Annotated in this window: 16 protein-coding genes; 1 reads left to right on the plus strand and 15 read right to left on the minus strand. The window is 63.9% G+C overall.

The features are described 5' to 3' along the window. Positions 1-4: 4 nt before the first annotated feature. From BM341_RS13540 to phaR, 4 genes are all read right to left on the minus strand, one after another. Positions 5-877 (minus strand): phosphoribulokinase, encoded by an 873-nt coding sequence (locus BM341_RS13540; RefSeq protein ID WP_089796607.1) that lies wholly within the window; start codon positions 875-877, stop codon positions 5-7. Continuing rightward, positions 877-1,317 (minus strand): acyl-CoA thioesterase, encoded by a 441-nt coding sequence (locus tag BM341_RS13545; RefSeq protein ID WP_089796608.1) that lies wholly within the window; start codon positions 1,315-1,317, stop codon positions 877-879. The genes BM341_RS13540 and BM341_RS13545 overlap by 1 nt, the downstream gene beginning before the upstream one ends. Positions 1,318-1,327: 10 nt before the next feature. Then, positions 1,328-2,614, minus strand: a complete 1,287-nt coding sequence (gene purD / locus BM341_RS13550; RefSeq protein WP_089796609.1) for a phosphoribosylamine--glycine ligase — start codon at positions 2,612-2,614, stop codon at positions 1,328-1,330. 83 nt (positions 2,615-2,697) lie between these two features. After that, the gene (phaR, locus tag BM341_RS13555; RefSeq protein ID WP_089796610.1) at positions 2,698-3,225 is read right to left on the minus strand and encodes a polyhydroxyalkanoate synthesis repressor PhaR; all 528 of its coding nucleotides are present in this window, start codon (positions 3,223-3,225) and stop codon (positions 2,698-2,700) included. 100 nt (positions 3,226-3,325) lie between these two features. On the opposite strand from phaR, the gene BM341_RS13560 reads away from it, so the two are divergent. Next, positions 3,326-4,039: a 16S rRNA (uracil(1498)-N(3))-methyltransferase gene (locus BM341_RS13560; RefSeq protein WP_089796611.1), complete on the plus strand. Its 714-nt coding sequence runs from the start codon at positions 3,326-3,328 to the stop codon at positions 4,037-4,039. Positions 4,040-4,109: 70 nt separating this feature from the next. On the opposite strand, the gene rloA3 is transcribed toward BM341_RS13560, so the two are convergent. From rloA3 to BM341_RS13615, 11 genes are all read right to left on the minus strand, one after another. Next, the gene (gene rloA3, locus BM341_RS13565; protein WP_089796612.1) at positions 4,110-4,655 is read right to left on the minus strand and encodes a retropepsin-like aspartic peptidase RloA3; all 546 of its coding nucleotides are present in this window, start codon (positions 4,653-4,655) and stop codon (positions 4,110-4,112) included. 22 nt (positions 4,656-4,677) lie between these two features. Next, positions 4,678-5,955 carry a lytic murein transglycosylase gene (locus BM341_RS13570; RefSeq protein ID WP_089796613.1) on the minus strand — a complete coding sequence of 426 codons (1,278 nt, stop codon included), beginning with the start codon at positions 5,953-5,955 and terminating at the stop codon, positions 4,678-4,680. Between the two features lie 112 nt (positions 5,956-6,067). Then, positions 6,068-7,477, minus strand: coding sequence for a DASH family cryptochrome (locus BM341_RS13575; RefSeq protein ID WP_089796614.1), 1,410 nt, complete (start codon positions 7,475-7,477; stop codon positions 6,068-6,070). Beyond that, complete coding sequence (locus tag BM341_RS13580; RefSeq protein ID WP_342713898.1) at positions 7,474-7,650, minus strand: DUF2256 domain-containing protein; 177 nt, start codon at positions 7,648-7,650, stop codon at positions 7,474-7,476. The genes BM341_RS13575 and BM341_RS13580 overlap by 4 nt, the downstream gene beginning before the upstream one ends. Positions 7,651-7,793: 143 nt before the next feature. After that, positions 7,794-8,198, minus strand: coding sequence for a monovalent cation/H(+) antiporter subunit G (mnhG, locus tag BM341_RS13585; protein ID WP_089796616.1), 405 nt, complete (start codon positions 8,196-8,198; stop codon positions 7,794-7,796). Beyond that, on the minus strand, positions 8,191-8,460 hold the full coding sequence (locus tag BM341_RS13590) for a cation:proton antiporter (protein ID WP_089796617.1): 270 nt from the start codon (positions 8,458-8,460) through the stop codon (positions 8,191-8,193). Before BM341_RS13590 ends, mnhG begins: the two co-directional genes overlap by 8 nt. Positions 8,461-8,473: 13 nt before the next feature. After that, positions 8,474-8,947, minus strand: coding sequence for a Na+/H+ antiporter subunit E (locus BM341_RS13595; protein ID WP_089796618.1), 474 nt, complete (start codon positions 8,945-8,947; stop codon positions 8,474-8,476). Further along, positions 8,944-10,461 carry a Na+/H+ antiporter subunit D gene (locus BM341_RS13600; protein WP_089796619.1) on the minus strand — a complete coding sequence of 506 codons (1,518 nt, stop codon included), beginning with the start codon at positions 10,459-10,461 and terminating at the stop codon, positions 8,944-8,946. The genes BM341_RS13595 and BM341_RS13600 overlap by 4 nt, the downstream gene beginning before the upstream one ends. After that, a complete protein-coding gene (locus BM341_RS13605; RefSeq protein WP_089796620.1) occupies positions 10,458-10,805 on the minus strand; it encodes a Na+/H+ antiporter subunit C in 348 nt (115 codons plus the stop codon). Before BM341_RS13605 ends, BM341_RS13600 begins: the two co-directional genes overlap by 4 nt. A gap of 9 nt (positions 10,806-10,814) precedes the next feature. Continuing rightward, positions 10,815-11,252 carry a Na+/H+ antiporter subunit B gene (locus tag BM341_RS13610; protein WP_089796621.1) on the minus strand — a complete coding sequence of 146 codons (438 nt, stop codon included), beginning with the start codon at positions 11,250-11,252 and terminating at the stop codon, positions 10,815-10,817. Beyond that, positions 11,245-13,575, minus strand: coding sequence for a putative monovalent cation/H+ antiporter subunit A (locus BM341_RS13615; RefSeq protein WP_089796622.1), 2,331 nt, complete (start codon positions 13,573-13,575; stop codon positions 11,245-11,247). Before BM341_RS13615 ends, BM341_RS13610 begins: the two co-directional genes overlap by 8 nt. Positions 13,576-13,741: the final 166 nt, after the last annotated feature.

Below are 13,741 nucleotides of genomic sequence, written 5' to 3' on the forward strand. Positions count from 1 at the left end.
CATGTCAGCGAAAGCGTCGCTGATTCAAGAGATGACGCACCAGTGGTCCCAGAATCAACTCCATGGCCAGTGACAGTCGCGACCCCGGCACTACCAGAGTGTGCGGCCGGCTCATGAAGGCATCCTGGATCATCACCAGCAGGTAAGGAAAGTCCACCGTAGCGGGGTCACGAAAGCGGATCACCACGAAGGATTCGGCATCGGTAGGAATATCCTGGACTTCGAAGGGGTTGGAGGTATCGACCGTGGGTACCCGCTGGAAATTGATATGGGTACGCGAGAACTGCGGCTGGATATAGCGCACGTAATCGCCCATGCGCCCCAGGATCGTATCGATCACCGCCTCGTGGGAGTAACCCCGCATCTTGATGTCGCGGTCGATCTTCTGGATCCATTCCAGATTCATGGTCGGCGCGACCCCGACCAGCAGGTCCACATGGCGGGCGATATCGTGCTCGGCGGTCACCAGGCCACCGTGCAGCCCCTCGTAGAACAGCAAGTCGGTGCCATACGGCAGCGCCTGCCACTCGGTGAAGGTACCCACCCGGTAACCCCCTTCGATCATCTGCTTGTCTTCGGCGTGAATGTAGTGGCGGTAGGTACCGCTGCCGTGCTCGCCGTACTCGAGAAACATCGCCTCGAGCTCCTCGAGCAGGTTGGCCTCCACCGCGAAGTGCGATAGCTCGTCCTTGCGCTCGGGCTCTTCGCGAAAGATCCGCGCCAGCTCCTCCCGGTTGTAGCGATGGAAGGCGTCGCCGTCGACGAAAGCGGCGTGCACGTCCTCGCGAGCAAACATGCGCTCGAAGGTACGCTTGACCGTGGTGGTACCGGCACCCGACGAGCCGGTCACGGCGATGATCGGATATTCCCGCGACATCAGACGCCTCCCGCCCGAGCGATCATCCGGCTCACGGCTTCGGGTACCACGGCCGGTCGGCCACTGGCGGGATCCAGCAGCAAGAGATTGAGCCGGGCCGTGGCCACGGTGCGGCCATCGTCTTCGCGCCGCACGCGATGATAGGCGGTGATCGCCTTGCCGTGGGGAGCCGGAATGGCGGTTTCCACCATCAGCGCATCCGGCCAGCGAGCCTCGGCCTGGAACTGTACGGCCAGATCCGCCACCACGCTGGCATGGCCCTCCAGGTCCGCCTCGCTGAGACCCAACGACGCCAAGGCATGGCCGCGAGCCTCGTGAAGCAGCGATACCAGGGCATCATGACCAAGATGGCGACCGTAGTTCATGTCGGTGATGCGCACCGTCAGCGGATGGCGGTGCACCAGGTCGGCCTCGGGGAATTCCAGTCTGACGCGTTCCATGCTCGCTCCTTCAGCCCGGTTCCCGGGCAATGGCGCGGTGGGCGATATCACGACGATAGAGGGCGTCGGGCCAGTGAAGCCTCGCCACCCCGCGGTAGGCCAGATCACGCGCCTCGCCAACCGTCTTGCCCAGGGCCGTCACGCAGAGCACTCGGCCCCCGGCGGTAACGACACGCCCCGCCTGCTCGGCCGTGCCGGCATGGAAGACCTTGCAGCCGCTCTCCTCTACTGCGTCGAGCCCTTCGATGGCATCACCTTTACGATAGCGGCCGGGATAGCCCCCAGCCGCTATCACCACGCCCACGGCGGCCCGCGGGTCCCACTCGCATAGCTTGCCGGCGAGCGCTCCCCGAGTACCGGCCAGGCACAGGGTGGTGAGATCCGAGTTCAGGCGCAGCATGATCGGCTGGGTCTCGGGGTCGCCGAAGCGGCAGTTGTACTCGATTACCTTGGGGTTGCCGGCGGCGTCGATCATCAGGCCGGCGTACAGGAAGCCGGTGTAGGGATGGCCCTCCTCGGCCATGCCCCGCACAGTGGGCAGGATGACCCGTTCCATGATGCGCGCGTGGACCTCGTCGGTCACCACCGGTGCCGGCGAGTAGGCGCCCATGCCGCCGGTATTGGGGCCGGTATCGCCATCGCCGACCCGCTTGTGATCCTGACTGGTGGCCATTGGCAGGACGTTTTCGCCATCGACCATGACGATGAAGCTCGCCTCCTCGCCCTGGAGGAATTCCTCGATCACCACCCGGGCGCCGGCATCGCCGAAGGCGTTGGCCTCGAGCATATCGCGAACCGCCGCCGTGGCCTCGTCTTCGGTCATGGCCACGATCACGCCCTTGCCGGCGGCCAGACCATCGGCCTTGATGACGATCGGCGCCCCTGTCTCGGCGAGATAGTCGAGTGCCGGCGCTACGGTAGTGAAGGTACGGTAATCAGCGCTGGGGATGGCATGGCGGGCGAGAAAGTCCTTGGTGAAGGCCTTTGAGCCTTCGAGCTGCGCGGCGGCCTGGGTCGGACCGAAGATGGCAAGCCCGGCGTCACGAAAACGGTCGACCACGCCCTCGACCAGCGGCGCTTCGGGACCGACGATGGTCAACGCCACCTCATGCTCGCGGGCGAAAGCCAGCAGGCCATCGAGATCGTCGACGCCGATCGCCACGTTCTCCACACCCGGCTCTCCGGCGGTTCCGGCGTTGCCCGGTGCCACGTAGACGCCCCCTACTTCGGGTGACTGCGCGACCTTCCAGGCCAACGCATGTTCGCGGCCACCACCGCCGATGATCAACACCTTCATTCCTTCAGCCCTTTGGCAGCTCGTAACATCGCGGCATTATGTCAGAAAGACCTCGCTACCGCCTTGCCGCAGGCCTTTCGCGGCTAGCGCTTCTTGTCATTCGACGCGTCTTCGGCTCCTTCCTTGCCGGCTTCTTCCTTGCCGGCTTCTTCCTTGCTGGCTTCTTCCTTGCTGGCTTCTTCCTTGCCGGCCTGGTTGATGTTGTTCTGCCAGAAACGCATGTTCTCCTCCGCCAGTTCGCGCATCAATTCCATCGGCGAATGACGCATTGCCTGCTGCCACCGGTCCTGCATGCGCTGCTGCTGCTCCATCATCAGCCGCGTGCCCTGCTCCAGGTAGCGAGCCAGCGGCAACGGTTGCGCCATGTCGTAAACGCGGATGAACTGCGCCAACAGATCGTTGGAGAACACTTCGGAATCGCCGTCGGCCTGCTCCTGCTCGATGATGATCGACAGCAGGATGGTACGGGTCAGATCCTCGCCGCTCTTGGCGTCCTCGACCCGAAACGGGACTTGTTCGAGAATCAAGCCACGCAGGTCCTCCAGGGTCACGTAGCGGCTCTGTTCGGTATCATAGAGCCTACGGTTGGCATACTTGCGAATCACGCGCACGGCGCTGCTCCTTGTTATGACAAGTGGGCGTTTGCCCTCTTAACAGGTATTGTGCACCGCGACACACGCCATGCAAGGCAAAACGGCATCACGAGGCCCAATGAACCTGATTCTGCTTTCGCCCGACGACCTCGAAGCGGAAGGCGTCGCCCGGGTACGCGACCCGCGTCGTCTCGACCATCTCGGTCGGGTACATCGCGCCCGGCCTGGCGATCGGCTCACGCTGGGCATCGAGGGTGGGGGCATCGGCCGCGGCGAACTCCTGTCGCTGGACACCCGGGAAGCACGCTTTGCCATCGACGAGCTCGACCAGGCACCACCGCCGGCCTTGCCCGTGCATCTGGTCCTGGCCCTGCCACGCCCACGCATGCTGGCACGCAGCCTCGAACACGCCACGGCACTCGGCGTGAAGCATATCACCCTGTTGCATAGCCGCCGCGTTGAAAAGAGCTACTGGCAGTCACCTGAGCTTGGCGACGACCGGATCCGTCATCATCTGGTGCTGGGCCTGGAACAGGCGCGCGATACCCACCTGCCGGAAATCAGCCTGGCCAAGGGCTTTCGCCCCTTCGTCGAGGAGAGCCTGCCGGACCTGCTGGAAAAACGCCGGGGGCTGGTGGCGCACCCCGGCATGCCACACGCCTGCCCACGCAACCTGACGGCGCCGACCCTGCTGCTGGTCGGCCCCGAGGGTGGTTTCATTGACTGGGAGATAGAAAAGCTCTTGGCCGCGGGCTGCGAAGGCATCCACCTGGGCCCGCGCATCCTGCGCGTGGAAACCGCCGTGACGGCCCTGCTGGCGCGTCTTTTCTAACGAGATCGATCTAGAGAAACCGAAGCCGCAGAGATCGGAGCCAAAGTAACTAGCCTGACACGGGCAGCGCTCAGTCGTCTTCCGGCGGCTCGTGAGGCACAAAGCGCGACTCGTCATCACAGCTCGGTTCGGTCAGGAAGGTATCGCGCACATCCAACAAGCCCAGATGGCCGATGGTCCGCCGCCCCAGCAACAAGGGATAGTTCATCTTCTCGCGGTTGCGCAGGCTGAACTGTTCCTCATAGACGGTATCGCCCATGCACACGTTCATCAGCACGACCGGCCGTTCGTCCATGCCCCCCGCTCCGCGCACACGCAGGTCGCGATAGAGCGGCAGTTCCATTCGCTCGCTGAAATCCTCACCGCTTTCCACATCCTCCAGCTTCAGGCGAAAGCGCACCCAATCCTCGCCGTCCTTTTCAAAGTACTCGATGTCGCGCGCATCCAACGATGACGTCAGGGCGCCACTGTCGAGCTTGGCTTTCACCTCGACCTTCCACGGCTCCAGGGTCGCCCTTTCCACCCAGCCAAAGACCTTGTCGTCTTGCTCGGCCGATACTGGAAAGGCAGCAGCCAGCAGCAGGGCAGCGGTCACGCAGAATCGATTAACTGTCATGTAAGTTCTCCAAGTCGTCAGCTCAGCCTTGCAGGCGCTCCAGTAACCGCAGGGTAGCGAAGCCATCGGGTGTCTCGCCGATGGCGCGCTGGTAGGCCCTGAGGCCACGGCGGGTATTGGGCCCCATGATGCCATCGGGCTGCCCTACGTCGAAACCACGCTCGTTGAGCAGACGCTGCAGCTCGCGCACCTGACGACGCATCAAGGGCTGTTGGTCGCGAGGCCAGTCTCCCTGGATGCCGGCGCGTCCGGCGATTTCATTGGCCAGACTCCCCACCGCCAGCGCATAGCTGGTGGCGTTGTTGTAGCGCAGGATGGCGCGGAAATTGTTTCCCACCAAGAAAGCCGGCCCCCGGGCACCCGCCGGTACAATCACCGAGGCGCTTTCGAAATCGGGCAACGCCTCTCCGGCCAACGCACGCACGCCACGCTCGGCCCATACCTTGCTGGCACGACGCGTTTCCAGCTCGGCCTGGGAATAGTCGAAGTCATCGGTGAGTGCTACCTCCACGCCCCAGGGCCGGCCAGGCTGCCAGCCTGCCCGGGCCAGGTAATTGGCGGTGGAGGCCATCACATCCGAGATGCTGCCCCAGATATCTCGCCGTCCATCGTCATCGCCATCCACGGCGTAGGCCTCGAAGCTCGAAGGAATAAACTGGGTATGCCCCATCGCGCCGGCCCAGGAGCCGACCATGCGCTCGGGGCTGATGTCGCCCGCCTCGAGGATGCGCAAGGCCGCCAGCAGCTCAGCGCGGGCAAAATCGCGACGCCGCCCATCGAACGCCAGCGTGGCCAACGCCTCAAGGGTCGAGAAATTCCCGAAGTTGCTGCCGTAATTGCTCTCGATGCCCCAGATCGCCACGATGATTTCCGGCGGCACGCCGAAGCGCTGCTCCATACGCCGGGCGGTATCGCGGTGAGCCGCCAAGCGCTCCTGCCCGGTGTCGATCCGTGTCGCCGATACCGCGGTGTCGAGATATTGCCAGATGGGGCGGACGAACTCCGGCTGTGAACGGTCAAGCTCGATGACACGGGGACGGTAGCGTACATCGTCCAGGGCGCGGTCCAGGGTGGCCTCGTCGATCCCCTGCGCCCGGGCGTCGCGGCGGAAGGCCGCGAGCCACGTCGCGAAGTCTTCCGGTGTAGCCTCCGGTTCTGCCGTCTCGGCAGCGTCGCCATTGGCCTGCGGACCGCCAGCTTCAGTCTCGGGGCTCACCGCGGCATCTGCGGCAGTGGCTTCATTGGTCGGGGCGGCCTGGCAGCCGGCGAGCAGCGCCAGCAACAAGGGGGTCGTCAGCATCCGTTTCATCGTTGCCTGTGCACTCCATAACATTGATCGGGCACGATCATCGCTGATATCGAACGAGACAGCCAGTCCGATCAATGGCCGGAGAGCCGCCAGACCAGCATTCTCAGTCATCGCTTTCGAAGGCCTCGTCATCACCGAGCAGTCTGTCCTGCCAGGCGGCCGGCACGACCTGAGGCACGGGAAAGCACTGCGGCGCCACTCGCCAGGGCTGGTGTCTCTCGCGTCCCGCCGGCAACTCGCGCAGCGCCGGTTGCCAGTGTGCCACGTAGTCGCCTTCGCCATCGTACTGCTCGGCCTGCCGGAGCACATGAAACCAGCGATCGCGGGGGTCACGCCCCACGCCGGCTACATAGCGCCAATTTCCCCAGTTGCTCGCCACATCGAAGTCGACCAGGCAGTGCTCGAACCATGCTGCGCCCAGGCGCCAATCCACCCCAAGGTCCTTGGCCAGAAAACTCGCCACGTTCTGTCGTGCACGGTTGGAAAGCCAGCCCGTGGCTTCCAGTTCCAGCATCGCGGCATCGACGAACGGCACGCCCGTCCGGGCCTGGCACCAGGCGGTAAAGGCGGGGCCAGCCGAGGGCAGCACAAGGCCACCGAACAGCGCCGGCCCTTCCTGGCGACCCGCCCAATGAAAGTAGTCGCGCCACAACAACTCGAGTATGACCCAGTCGCTGGATGCGCAGGTGCCCTGTTCAGCTTCCCAGGCGCGTACGGCGTCATGAACCTGGCGTGCCGACAGGCAGCCATGCGCGAGCCAAGGCGACAGGCGTGTGGAAAAGTCGGCACCGCGCAGCCCATTGCGGGTCGTCTTGTAACGTGCCACGGCGTTGGACTGCCAGAGGTAATACTCCAGACGCGCCAGACCGGCCGCCTCACCGCCCTCGAAACGAAACTGCCCGCGCGGGTCGGACCGCCAGGCTGAACTCAGCGCACACACCTCATGCAGAGGCGGTAGCCCTCGCGCCGCACCTCTCGGCCACAGCGGCAGGGTGAGCGGCGCCGGCTCGGCGGCGCTCACCGCCCACTGCTGCTCCGCACGACGACGAAACGCGGAAAAGCTCGCGGGCAGCGCCGCGACTGAGGTGGGCAGAGCCACCTCGTCGAACAACAGCCCCGCATCGAGGCTCACCACCTCGGTACGCCCTGCCAGTCGCTCGGTGAGGGCGTCGACCGCCCAGGCCTCCTCGTCTCCGGCATCGCGGCGAACGCGTACGGCACTCGCGCCCAGGGTCTCGGCCAGTTCGACCACCACTGCCACCGGATCGCCGATGCGCACCAGCAGGTCGTTTCCCCGCTTGAGCAGCTCGCCGCGCAATTCGATCAAACATTCCCACAGGAATCGCAGCCGGGCGGGTCCCATGCGCGGCTTGCCGGTGGCCGGCAGCGTCGTTAGCCAACGCTCGTCGAGAACATAGACACAAAGCAGTTGCTCCGGCGGGACCGCGAAACGCACCAAGGGGTTATCGGCCAGCCGCAGGTCGCGCCGGAACCAGGCAATCTGCGTACTCATCCCGCTCTCCAGGCGCAACGCGCGTCACGGCGACAACGTTCGCTGCAGTAGCGAACCTCGTCCCAACAGCGGGCCCACTTGCGACGCCAGACGAAACCTCGCTCACACCCGTGGCAGACCTTGCTCGGCAGTTCAGGCTTGCGGTGCATCGATACCTCGCCGGCAACAGCCATTCATGGACAACTTATTTTTTATGTACAATTATTGTACATCAATATTTCCCTTTTGCACCCTGCCTGGCGAGCGGCCAACGCAACAGGGCCGCCCGAAGGCGGCCCTGTTGGAACGATGAGTTTCGCGGAAACGGTAGGAAGCCTCACTCCTCTCGTGAGACGGGAGGCGGTTCGACCCCGGGCTCCGGGACTTCCTGACCGCTCTTGAGCTCGTGGGTCAGGGGATCGTAGTTGGGGCGCAACTCGTCCTTCACGGTGCCGTCCCAGAGGCGGGAGCCGACAAAATATCCGGCTCGCCCGATGACATGCGCGGCCACCGGGGCCGTGAGCATGATGAACAGGATGACCCCCATGGCACGGGCCACTACCGCCACCTGGGGAAAATGCAACGCCACCGCCAGCATGATCAGGCTGGCACCCAGCGTTGCCGCCTTGGTCGTGGCGTGCATGCGGGTCAGCAGATCGGGCAGGCGCAGCACGCCCAGCGCCGCCAACAGCATGAACATAGCGCCCGAGAGAACCAACGCTCCCTTGACGAACTCAATCATCGCGCGGCCCTCCCCGCTCCAGGAACCGTGCGAAACCAATGGCGGCCATGAAAGCCATCAACGCCATGACGATCGCCACGTCCAGAAGGCTGGGCACGTCGGAGGCGATGGCCACCACGCCGATAAAGCCGACCAGGATCGAGGAAAAAAGCTCCAGCGCCACCACACGGTCCGGCAGGCTCGGGCCGCGAAACAACCGCACGAAAGTCAGACACAAGGCCAGGGACATCAGCACCAGGCTCAGCATGATCACGGTCGACACGAATCGACTCCTCTCAAAGAAACAGTTCGAGCGCCCGCCGTTCCATCTCTGCCAGGTTACGGCGCAGTTCCTGTTCATCGTCCAGGAACATGGCATGGATATACAGCACGCGACGGTCATCGGAGACATCCAGACTCAAGGTGCCAGGCGTCAGGGAAATCAGGTTGGCGACAAAGGTGATCTCGAATTCGGTGCGCGCCTTGAGCGGCATGGCGATCACCCCCGGCTTCATGTACCAGGGCGGCGTGATGATATCGAAGGCTACCTTGAGGTTGGCAAGCAACAGTTCCTTGAGGAAGAAACCGATGAAACCGATCAAGCGTGGTAATCGCTGTGCATGGCCAGCCAGGGCCGGCACCTGGGGTTGGATAAGCGCCAGCACCAGATAGCCGAACACCACACCGGCCAGCAGGTTGCGACCGCTGAAGTCGCCGGTGAGGACAACCCAGGCAAAGCCCAGCAGCAGATTCCAGGCGGCCCCGATCATGGCGTCAGCTCCTCTTGCCTGCCAAGCACGGCCTCGATGTAGCGCTCGGGGTCGAGCAGCTCACTGGCCGAGGCCTCGGCCAGGGCATAGATGGGCTCGGCATTGAGACCAATCAGCAAGGTGCAAAGCGCCAGGCCAACCACCGGCGTGGTCATCAGCCAGAGCTCGGACTGGCTGACCGACGGATAGGGGTCGGTCTTGCCCTCCTCCGGCGCCACCTTCCAGAACACCTCGGCCCAGATCTTGATCATCGAGTAGAGCGTCAGCAACCCCACCAGCAAGGCAATGAAGGTGACGCCATAGGCCTCGGCCTCGATGCCGGCGCGGATCACGATGAACTTCGCAAAGAAGCCGGAGAGCGGCGGCATCCCCGCCAGCGACAGCGCCGGAATCAAGAACAGCACGGCAAGCCAGGGATGGCTACGATAGAAGCCGCCCAGATGCTTGAGCTCATAGCTGCCCCGCAGGCGATTGACGATGCCGCTGATCAGGAACAGATTCGTCTTCACGATAATGTGATGCATGATGTAGAAGACCCCGCCGATGATCGCCAGGGGCGTAAACAGCGCAAGCCCCAGGATCATGTAGCCGATCTGACTGACGATGTGAAACGACAGGATGCGGCGAAACTCGAACTGCGCCGCCGCCCCCAGCACGCCGGAGAGCATGGTTAGCCCCGCCCCCCATAGCAGAATCTCGTGGGTATAGCCGGGGCTGTGATAGAAAATCAGCGTGAAGACTCGATATAGCGCATAGACCCCGACCTTGGTCAGCAGGCCAGCAAACAGCGCCGATACCGCCACCGGTGGGGTGTGATAGGACGCCGGCAGCCAGAAGAACAACGGAAAGGCCGCCGCCTTGATGCCGAAGGCCACCATGAACATCATCGCCAGCACGTCGACCATCCCCTGGTCTTCCAGGGTGGCCATGCGGCGAGCGATATCGGCCATGTTGAGCGTGCCTACCATGCCGTAGAGCAGCCCGACCGCGACCAGGAAAATCACCGAGGAGACCAGGTTCAGGGTCACGTACTTGATGGCCCCTTCCATCTGGGCCTTCTCGCTACCCAGAATGAGCAGCGCGAAGGAAGCCACCAGCATCACCTCGAACCATACGTAGAGGTTGAAGATATCGCCGGTGAGAAAGGCCCCGGCGACGCCCGCCAGCAGCAGGTGCATCAGCGGGAAGTAGCCGTAGGCCTCGTGGCCTCGTCCGGTGGTCGCCAGCGAATACAGCGCCACGGCAAAGCCGATGATGCCAGTGAGCACGACCATGATAGCGCCCAGCAGGTCGGCCACCAGGCTGATGCCGAACGGGGCCGGCCAGTCGCCCATCTGCATCACCAGGATGCCGTCACGGTTGACCGTCATCATCAGCCAGAGACTGGTCAGTAACAGCGCCGCCGTCCCGGCCACGGCAACGGCCCGCTGCATCCCCCGCGAACGCCAGAAGACCAGCGAGATGGCGCCCGACAGCAGCGGGATCAGGATGGGCAGCGCGATCTGCGGATTCACGTGTCGGTATCCTTCATCTTGTCGAGGTCATCGGCGCGCACGATCTCCCAGGCGCGGCGTACCAGCACCACGGCGAAGGACAGTACGCCGAAGGCGATGACGATGGCCGTCAGCACCAGCGCCTGAGGGAGCGGGTCGGCCACCACACCTTCGGGCGCCGAGAGGCCCGCAGGCACCAGCGGTGGCGCCCCGCGCACCAGCCCGGCCGTAGCGAAAATCAGCAGGTTGGCGGCATTGGAGAGCAGCATCAGGCCGATGACCAGCTTGACGATCGACCGGCGCAGCATCATGTAGATGGCGGCGGCAAACAGGACGCCGATGGCGACGGCCAACAGGGGTTCCATGAAGCCTCCTCAGCCTTGGGCGTTATCTTCGTGGTCGGTCTTCACCAGTGCGGTAATCGCTGTCAATACCGAGCCCAGCACGACCAGATAGACGCCGATGTCGAAGATCAGCGGCGTCGAGGCCTTGAAGTCAATGATCGGAATCGTCCACCACTGGGCGGTAAAGAAGGGATCGCCATTCCACCAGGCCGGCAGGGTCGAGATCACGCCGAGCAGCAATCCCATGCCCACCAGATCGCGCGGCGACACCTTGAGCATCTCGCTCATGGCTCGCCTGCCATGGGCGAAGAGATACAGGGCGAAAGCCCCCGCCGCCACCAGGCCGGCAATGAAGCCTCCGCCCGGTTCGTCATGGCCGCGCAGCAGCAGAAACAGCGAGAACATCAGTTGCAGCGGCAGCAGCAGGCGCGCCGCAACGTTGAGGATCAGTGTGCCCGATCTAACCATCGTGTTTCTCCGGCGAGGCGGAGGAACGCCGGGTATCGTACTCCTCGGCATGGAAGCGCAGCATGGCATAGACCCCGATCGCCGCCAGGGCGAGCACGAACATCTCGCCCAGCGTATCCAGGGCCCGGAAGTCGACCAGGATGACATTGACGATGTTGTGCCCGTGCCCCAGCGGCTGGCTGTTGGCGACCATGTAATCGGAAATGCGTGGCAACCGCTCACCGGCCAGTACCGAGAGCATCAGCAGCGTAATCATCCCGCCGGTCAGGGTGGCGATCACCAGGTCACGCAGACGCTCCAGCGGCGTGGACAACGTGGCGAAGCGCGGCAGGCGGAACAGCACCAGCACCAGCAAGATCACCGTCAGCGTCTCGACCAGCAACTGGGTGATCGCCAGGTCAGGCGCACTGAACAGTACGAAGGTCAAGGCAATGGAGAACCCCATGACCCCCACCGCTGCCACCGCCGCCAGCCGCGAGCGCATGACGCAGGCGGCGACGGCCCCCGCGATAATCAAGCCGGCCACGATTGCCTCATGAAAGTAGACGTCGAGGCCCAGATCGAAACGCGGCGAGTGCCGGATGAACAGCGCGTGTCCCACCAGCCCCAGCAGCACCAACAGCGTCATCACCAGATAATTGCGAATATAGCCATTCTGCAGCATGCGAGTCTGCCAGCCGGCCACGCTCACCAGTCCCTGCATCATCGCCTCGTACCCGGCTTCGGGACCCCGCGCCATGACCGGCTCGAGCTTGGCCAGCCGTGCCCGCAGGCGATCCCAGTGGCGGAATGCCAGCGCCCCCAGGGCGAGACTCAGCAGCGACAGCAGCAGCGGAAGGTTGAAGCCGTGCCACAGCGCCAGATGGACGTTCGAATCCGTCGCCCCAAGACTTGCGGTGGTGGCGCCTACCAGGCCGTCGAGCATCCCCGGCGCCAGGCCGGTGAGCAACGACAGGGCGGCGAGCAGCGCCGGCCCGGCCAGCATGCCAAGCGGGGCTTCGTGGGGCACCTTTGGTGTCTCGCGAAGCGTTCCCAGAAACGGGCGCAGGGCGACGATCGCCGCTACTGCCAGCGTCAGGAAGGCGGCCGTGAAGGCCAGCAGCAGGATAACGAATCGATAGTCGCTCGCCCCGAGTACCGACTCGAACATCAACTCCTTGCCGAGAAAACCGAGCATCGGCGGCAGACCGGCCAGCGACAGGGCGGCCACGAAGGCCACTGCGGCGGTCATCGGCATTACCCGGCGTAGCCCTCCCATCGCCGTCACGTCCTTGGTGCCAGTCTCGTGATCGAGAATACCGGCGACCATGAACAGTGCCCCCTTATAGAGCGAGTGCGCCAGCAGGAAGGCCGTAAAGGCGACCAACGCCCCTTCGGTGCCGATCCCCAGCAGCATGGTCAGGGTGCCCAGCGCCATGATCGTGGAATAGGCCAGCAGCTTCTTGATATTGGTGTGCTGTATCGCCAGAAAGGCCCCCGTGGCCATGGTCAGCGCACCGATCAGCGAGAGAGTAATCACCCAGGTCTCGGTTCCGCCCAGCGAGGGATGCAGCCTCGCCAGCAAGTACACCCCGGCCTTGACCATGGTTGCCGAGTGCAGGTAGGCCGACACCGGCGTGGGGGCGGCCATCGCGTTGGGCAACCAGAAATGGAAGGGAAACTGCGCCGACTTGGTGAAGGCACCAAGCAGTACGCAGATCAGCAAGGGTGTATAGAGTTCGTGATTGCGCAGCAGGTCACCCTGCGCGTTCAGCTCGACCAGCGACCAGCTATCCCCGGCGACCCCCAGCATGGCGAAGCCAGCGAGTAGCGCCAGGCCACCACCGGCGGTGACAAACAACCCCTGCAGCGCCGCCTTGCGCGCGGCGAGGCTGGTATGGTCAAAGCCGATCAGCAGATAGGAGGTGATGCTGGTGAGTTCCCAGAATACAAACAGTGTCACCAGGTTGTCGGCCAGCACCAGGCCGAGCATCGACATCATGAAGGCGGTGATGATCACCAGAAAGCGTGGCAGGTCGCGGTGACCCCGCAGGTATTCCCCGGCGTAAACCAGCACCAGCGCGCCGATCACCGTGATCAACAGCGAAAAGACCAGGGCCAAGCCATCGATCAGGAAGGTCAGGGTGATATCCAGCCCCGGCACCCAGCCCCATTCCAGCAGCAGCACCTCGCCGGCCGCGATCGCAGGCCACTGGCCCAGCAGCCAGAGCGCCATTCCAGCAGGAAAGAGCGCCATTACCAGCGGAGTACGGGCACCAAACCAGTGGTGCAGCAATGGCGCAAAGGCCGCCAGTACAAAGCCTCCCAGCACGGCAAGTTGCATGATGCCCCTCCGCTTGGTTTCCAAGGCCGACGCATATCGCCCGCTCGATCAGATCGGCCAACTCTATAGAAACAAAGTGTTGAAAGGCAAGGAAGCAGCGAGATTGCGCACTTTGCGTTAGAGTGGAGAGACCTATGCCATTGATGGATCTGCCCACCTGCGCGGG

The sequence above is a fragment of the Halomonas korlensis genome, assembly GCF_900116705.1.
Taxonomy (GTDB): Bacteria; Pseudomonadota; Gammaproteobacteria; order Pseudomonadales; family Halomonadaceae; genus Halomonas; species Halomonas korlensis.

Excerpts from the sequence above, each read along its gene's own strand:
- BM341_RS13605 (WP_089796620.1), bottom strand. The coding sequence starts at position 10,805 with ATGGAACCCCTGTTGGCCGTCGCCATCGGCGTCCTGTTTGCCGCCGCC.
- BM341_RS13615 (WP_089796622.1), bottom strand. The coding sequence starts at position 13,575 with ATGCAACTTGCCGTGCTGGGAGGCTTTGTACTGGCGGCCTTTGCGCCA.
- BM341_RS13540 (WP_089796607.1), bottom strand. The coding sequence starts at position 877 with ATGTCGCGGGAATATCCGATCATCGCCGTGACCGGCTCGTCGGGTGCC.
- BM341_RS13580 (WP_342713898.1), bottom strand. The coding sequence starts at position 7,650 with ATGGCTGTTGCCGGCGAGGTATCGATGCACCGCAAGCCTGAACTGCCG.
- BM341_RS13610 (WP_089796621.1), bottom strand. The coding sequence starts at position 11,252 with ATGGTTAGATCGGGCACACTGATCCTCAACGTTGCGGCGCGCCTGCTG.
- mnhG (WP_089796616.1), bottom strand. The coding sequence starts at position 8,198 with ATGATTGAGTTCGTCAAGGGAGCGTTGGTTCTCTCGGGCGCTATGTTC.
- rloA3 (WP_089796612.1), bottom strand. The coding sequence starts at position 4,655 with ATGACAGTTAATCGATTCTGCGTGACCGCTGCCCTGCTGCTGGCTGCT.
- BM341_RS13570 (WP_089796613.1), bottom strand. The coding sequence starts at position 5,955 with ATGCTGACGACCCCCTTGTTGCTGGCGCTGCTCGCCGGCTGCCAGGCC.
- BM341_RS13575 (WP_089796614.1), bottom strand. The coding sequence starts at position 7,477 with ATGAGTACGCAGATTGCCTGGTTCCGGCGCGACCTGCGGCTGGCCGAT.
- BM341_RS13560 (WP_089796611.1), top strand. The coding sequence starts at position 3,326 with ATGAACCTGATTCTGCTTTCGCCCGACGACCTCGAAGCGGAAGGCGTC.
- BM341_RS13545 (WP_089796608.1), bottom strand. The coding sequence starts at position 1,317 with ATGGAACGCGTCAGACTGGAATTCCCCGAGGCCGACCTGGTGCACCGC.
- BM341_RS13595 (WP_089796618.1), bottom strand. The coding sequence starts at position 8,947 with ATGATCGGGGCCGCCTGGAATCTGCTGCTGGGCTTTGCCTGGGTTGTC.
- purD (WP_089796609.1), bottom strand. The coding sequence starts at position 2,614 with ATGAAGGTGTTGATCATCGGCGGTGGTGGCCGCGAACATGCGTTGGCC.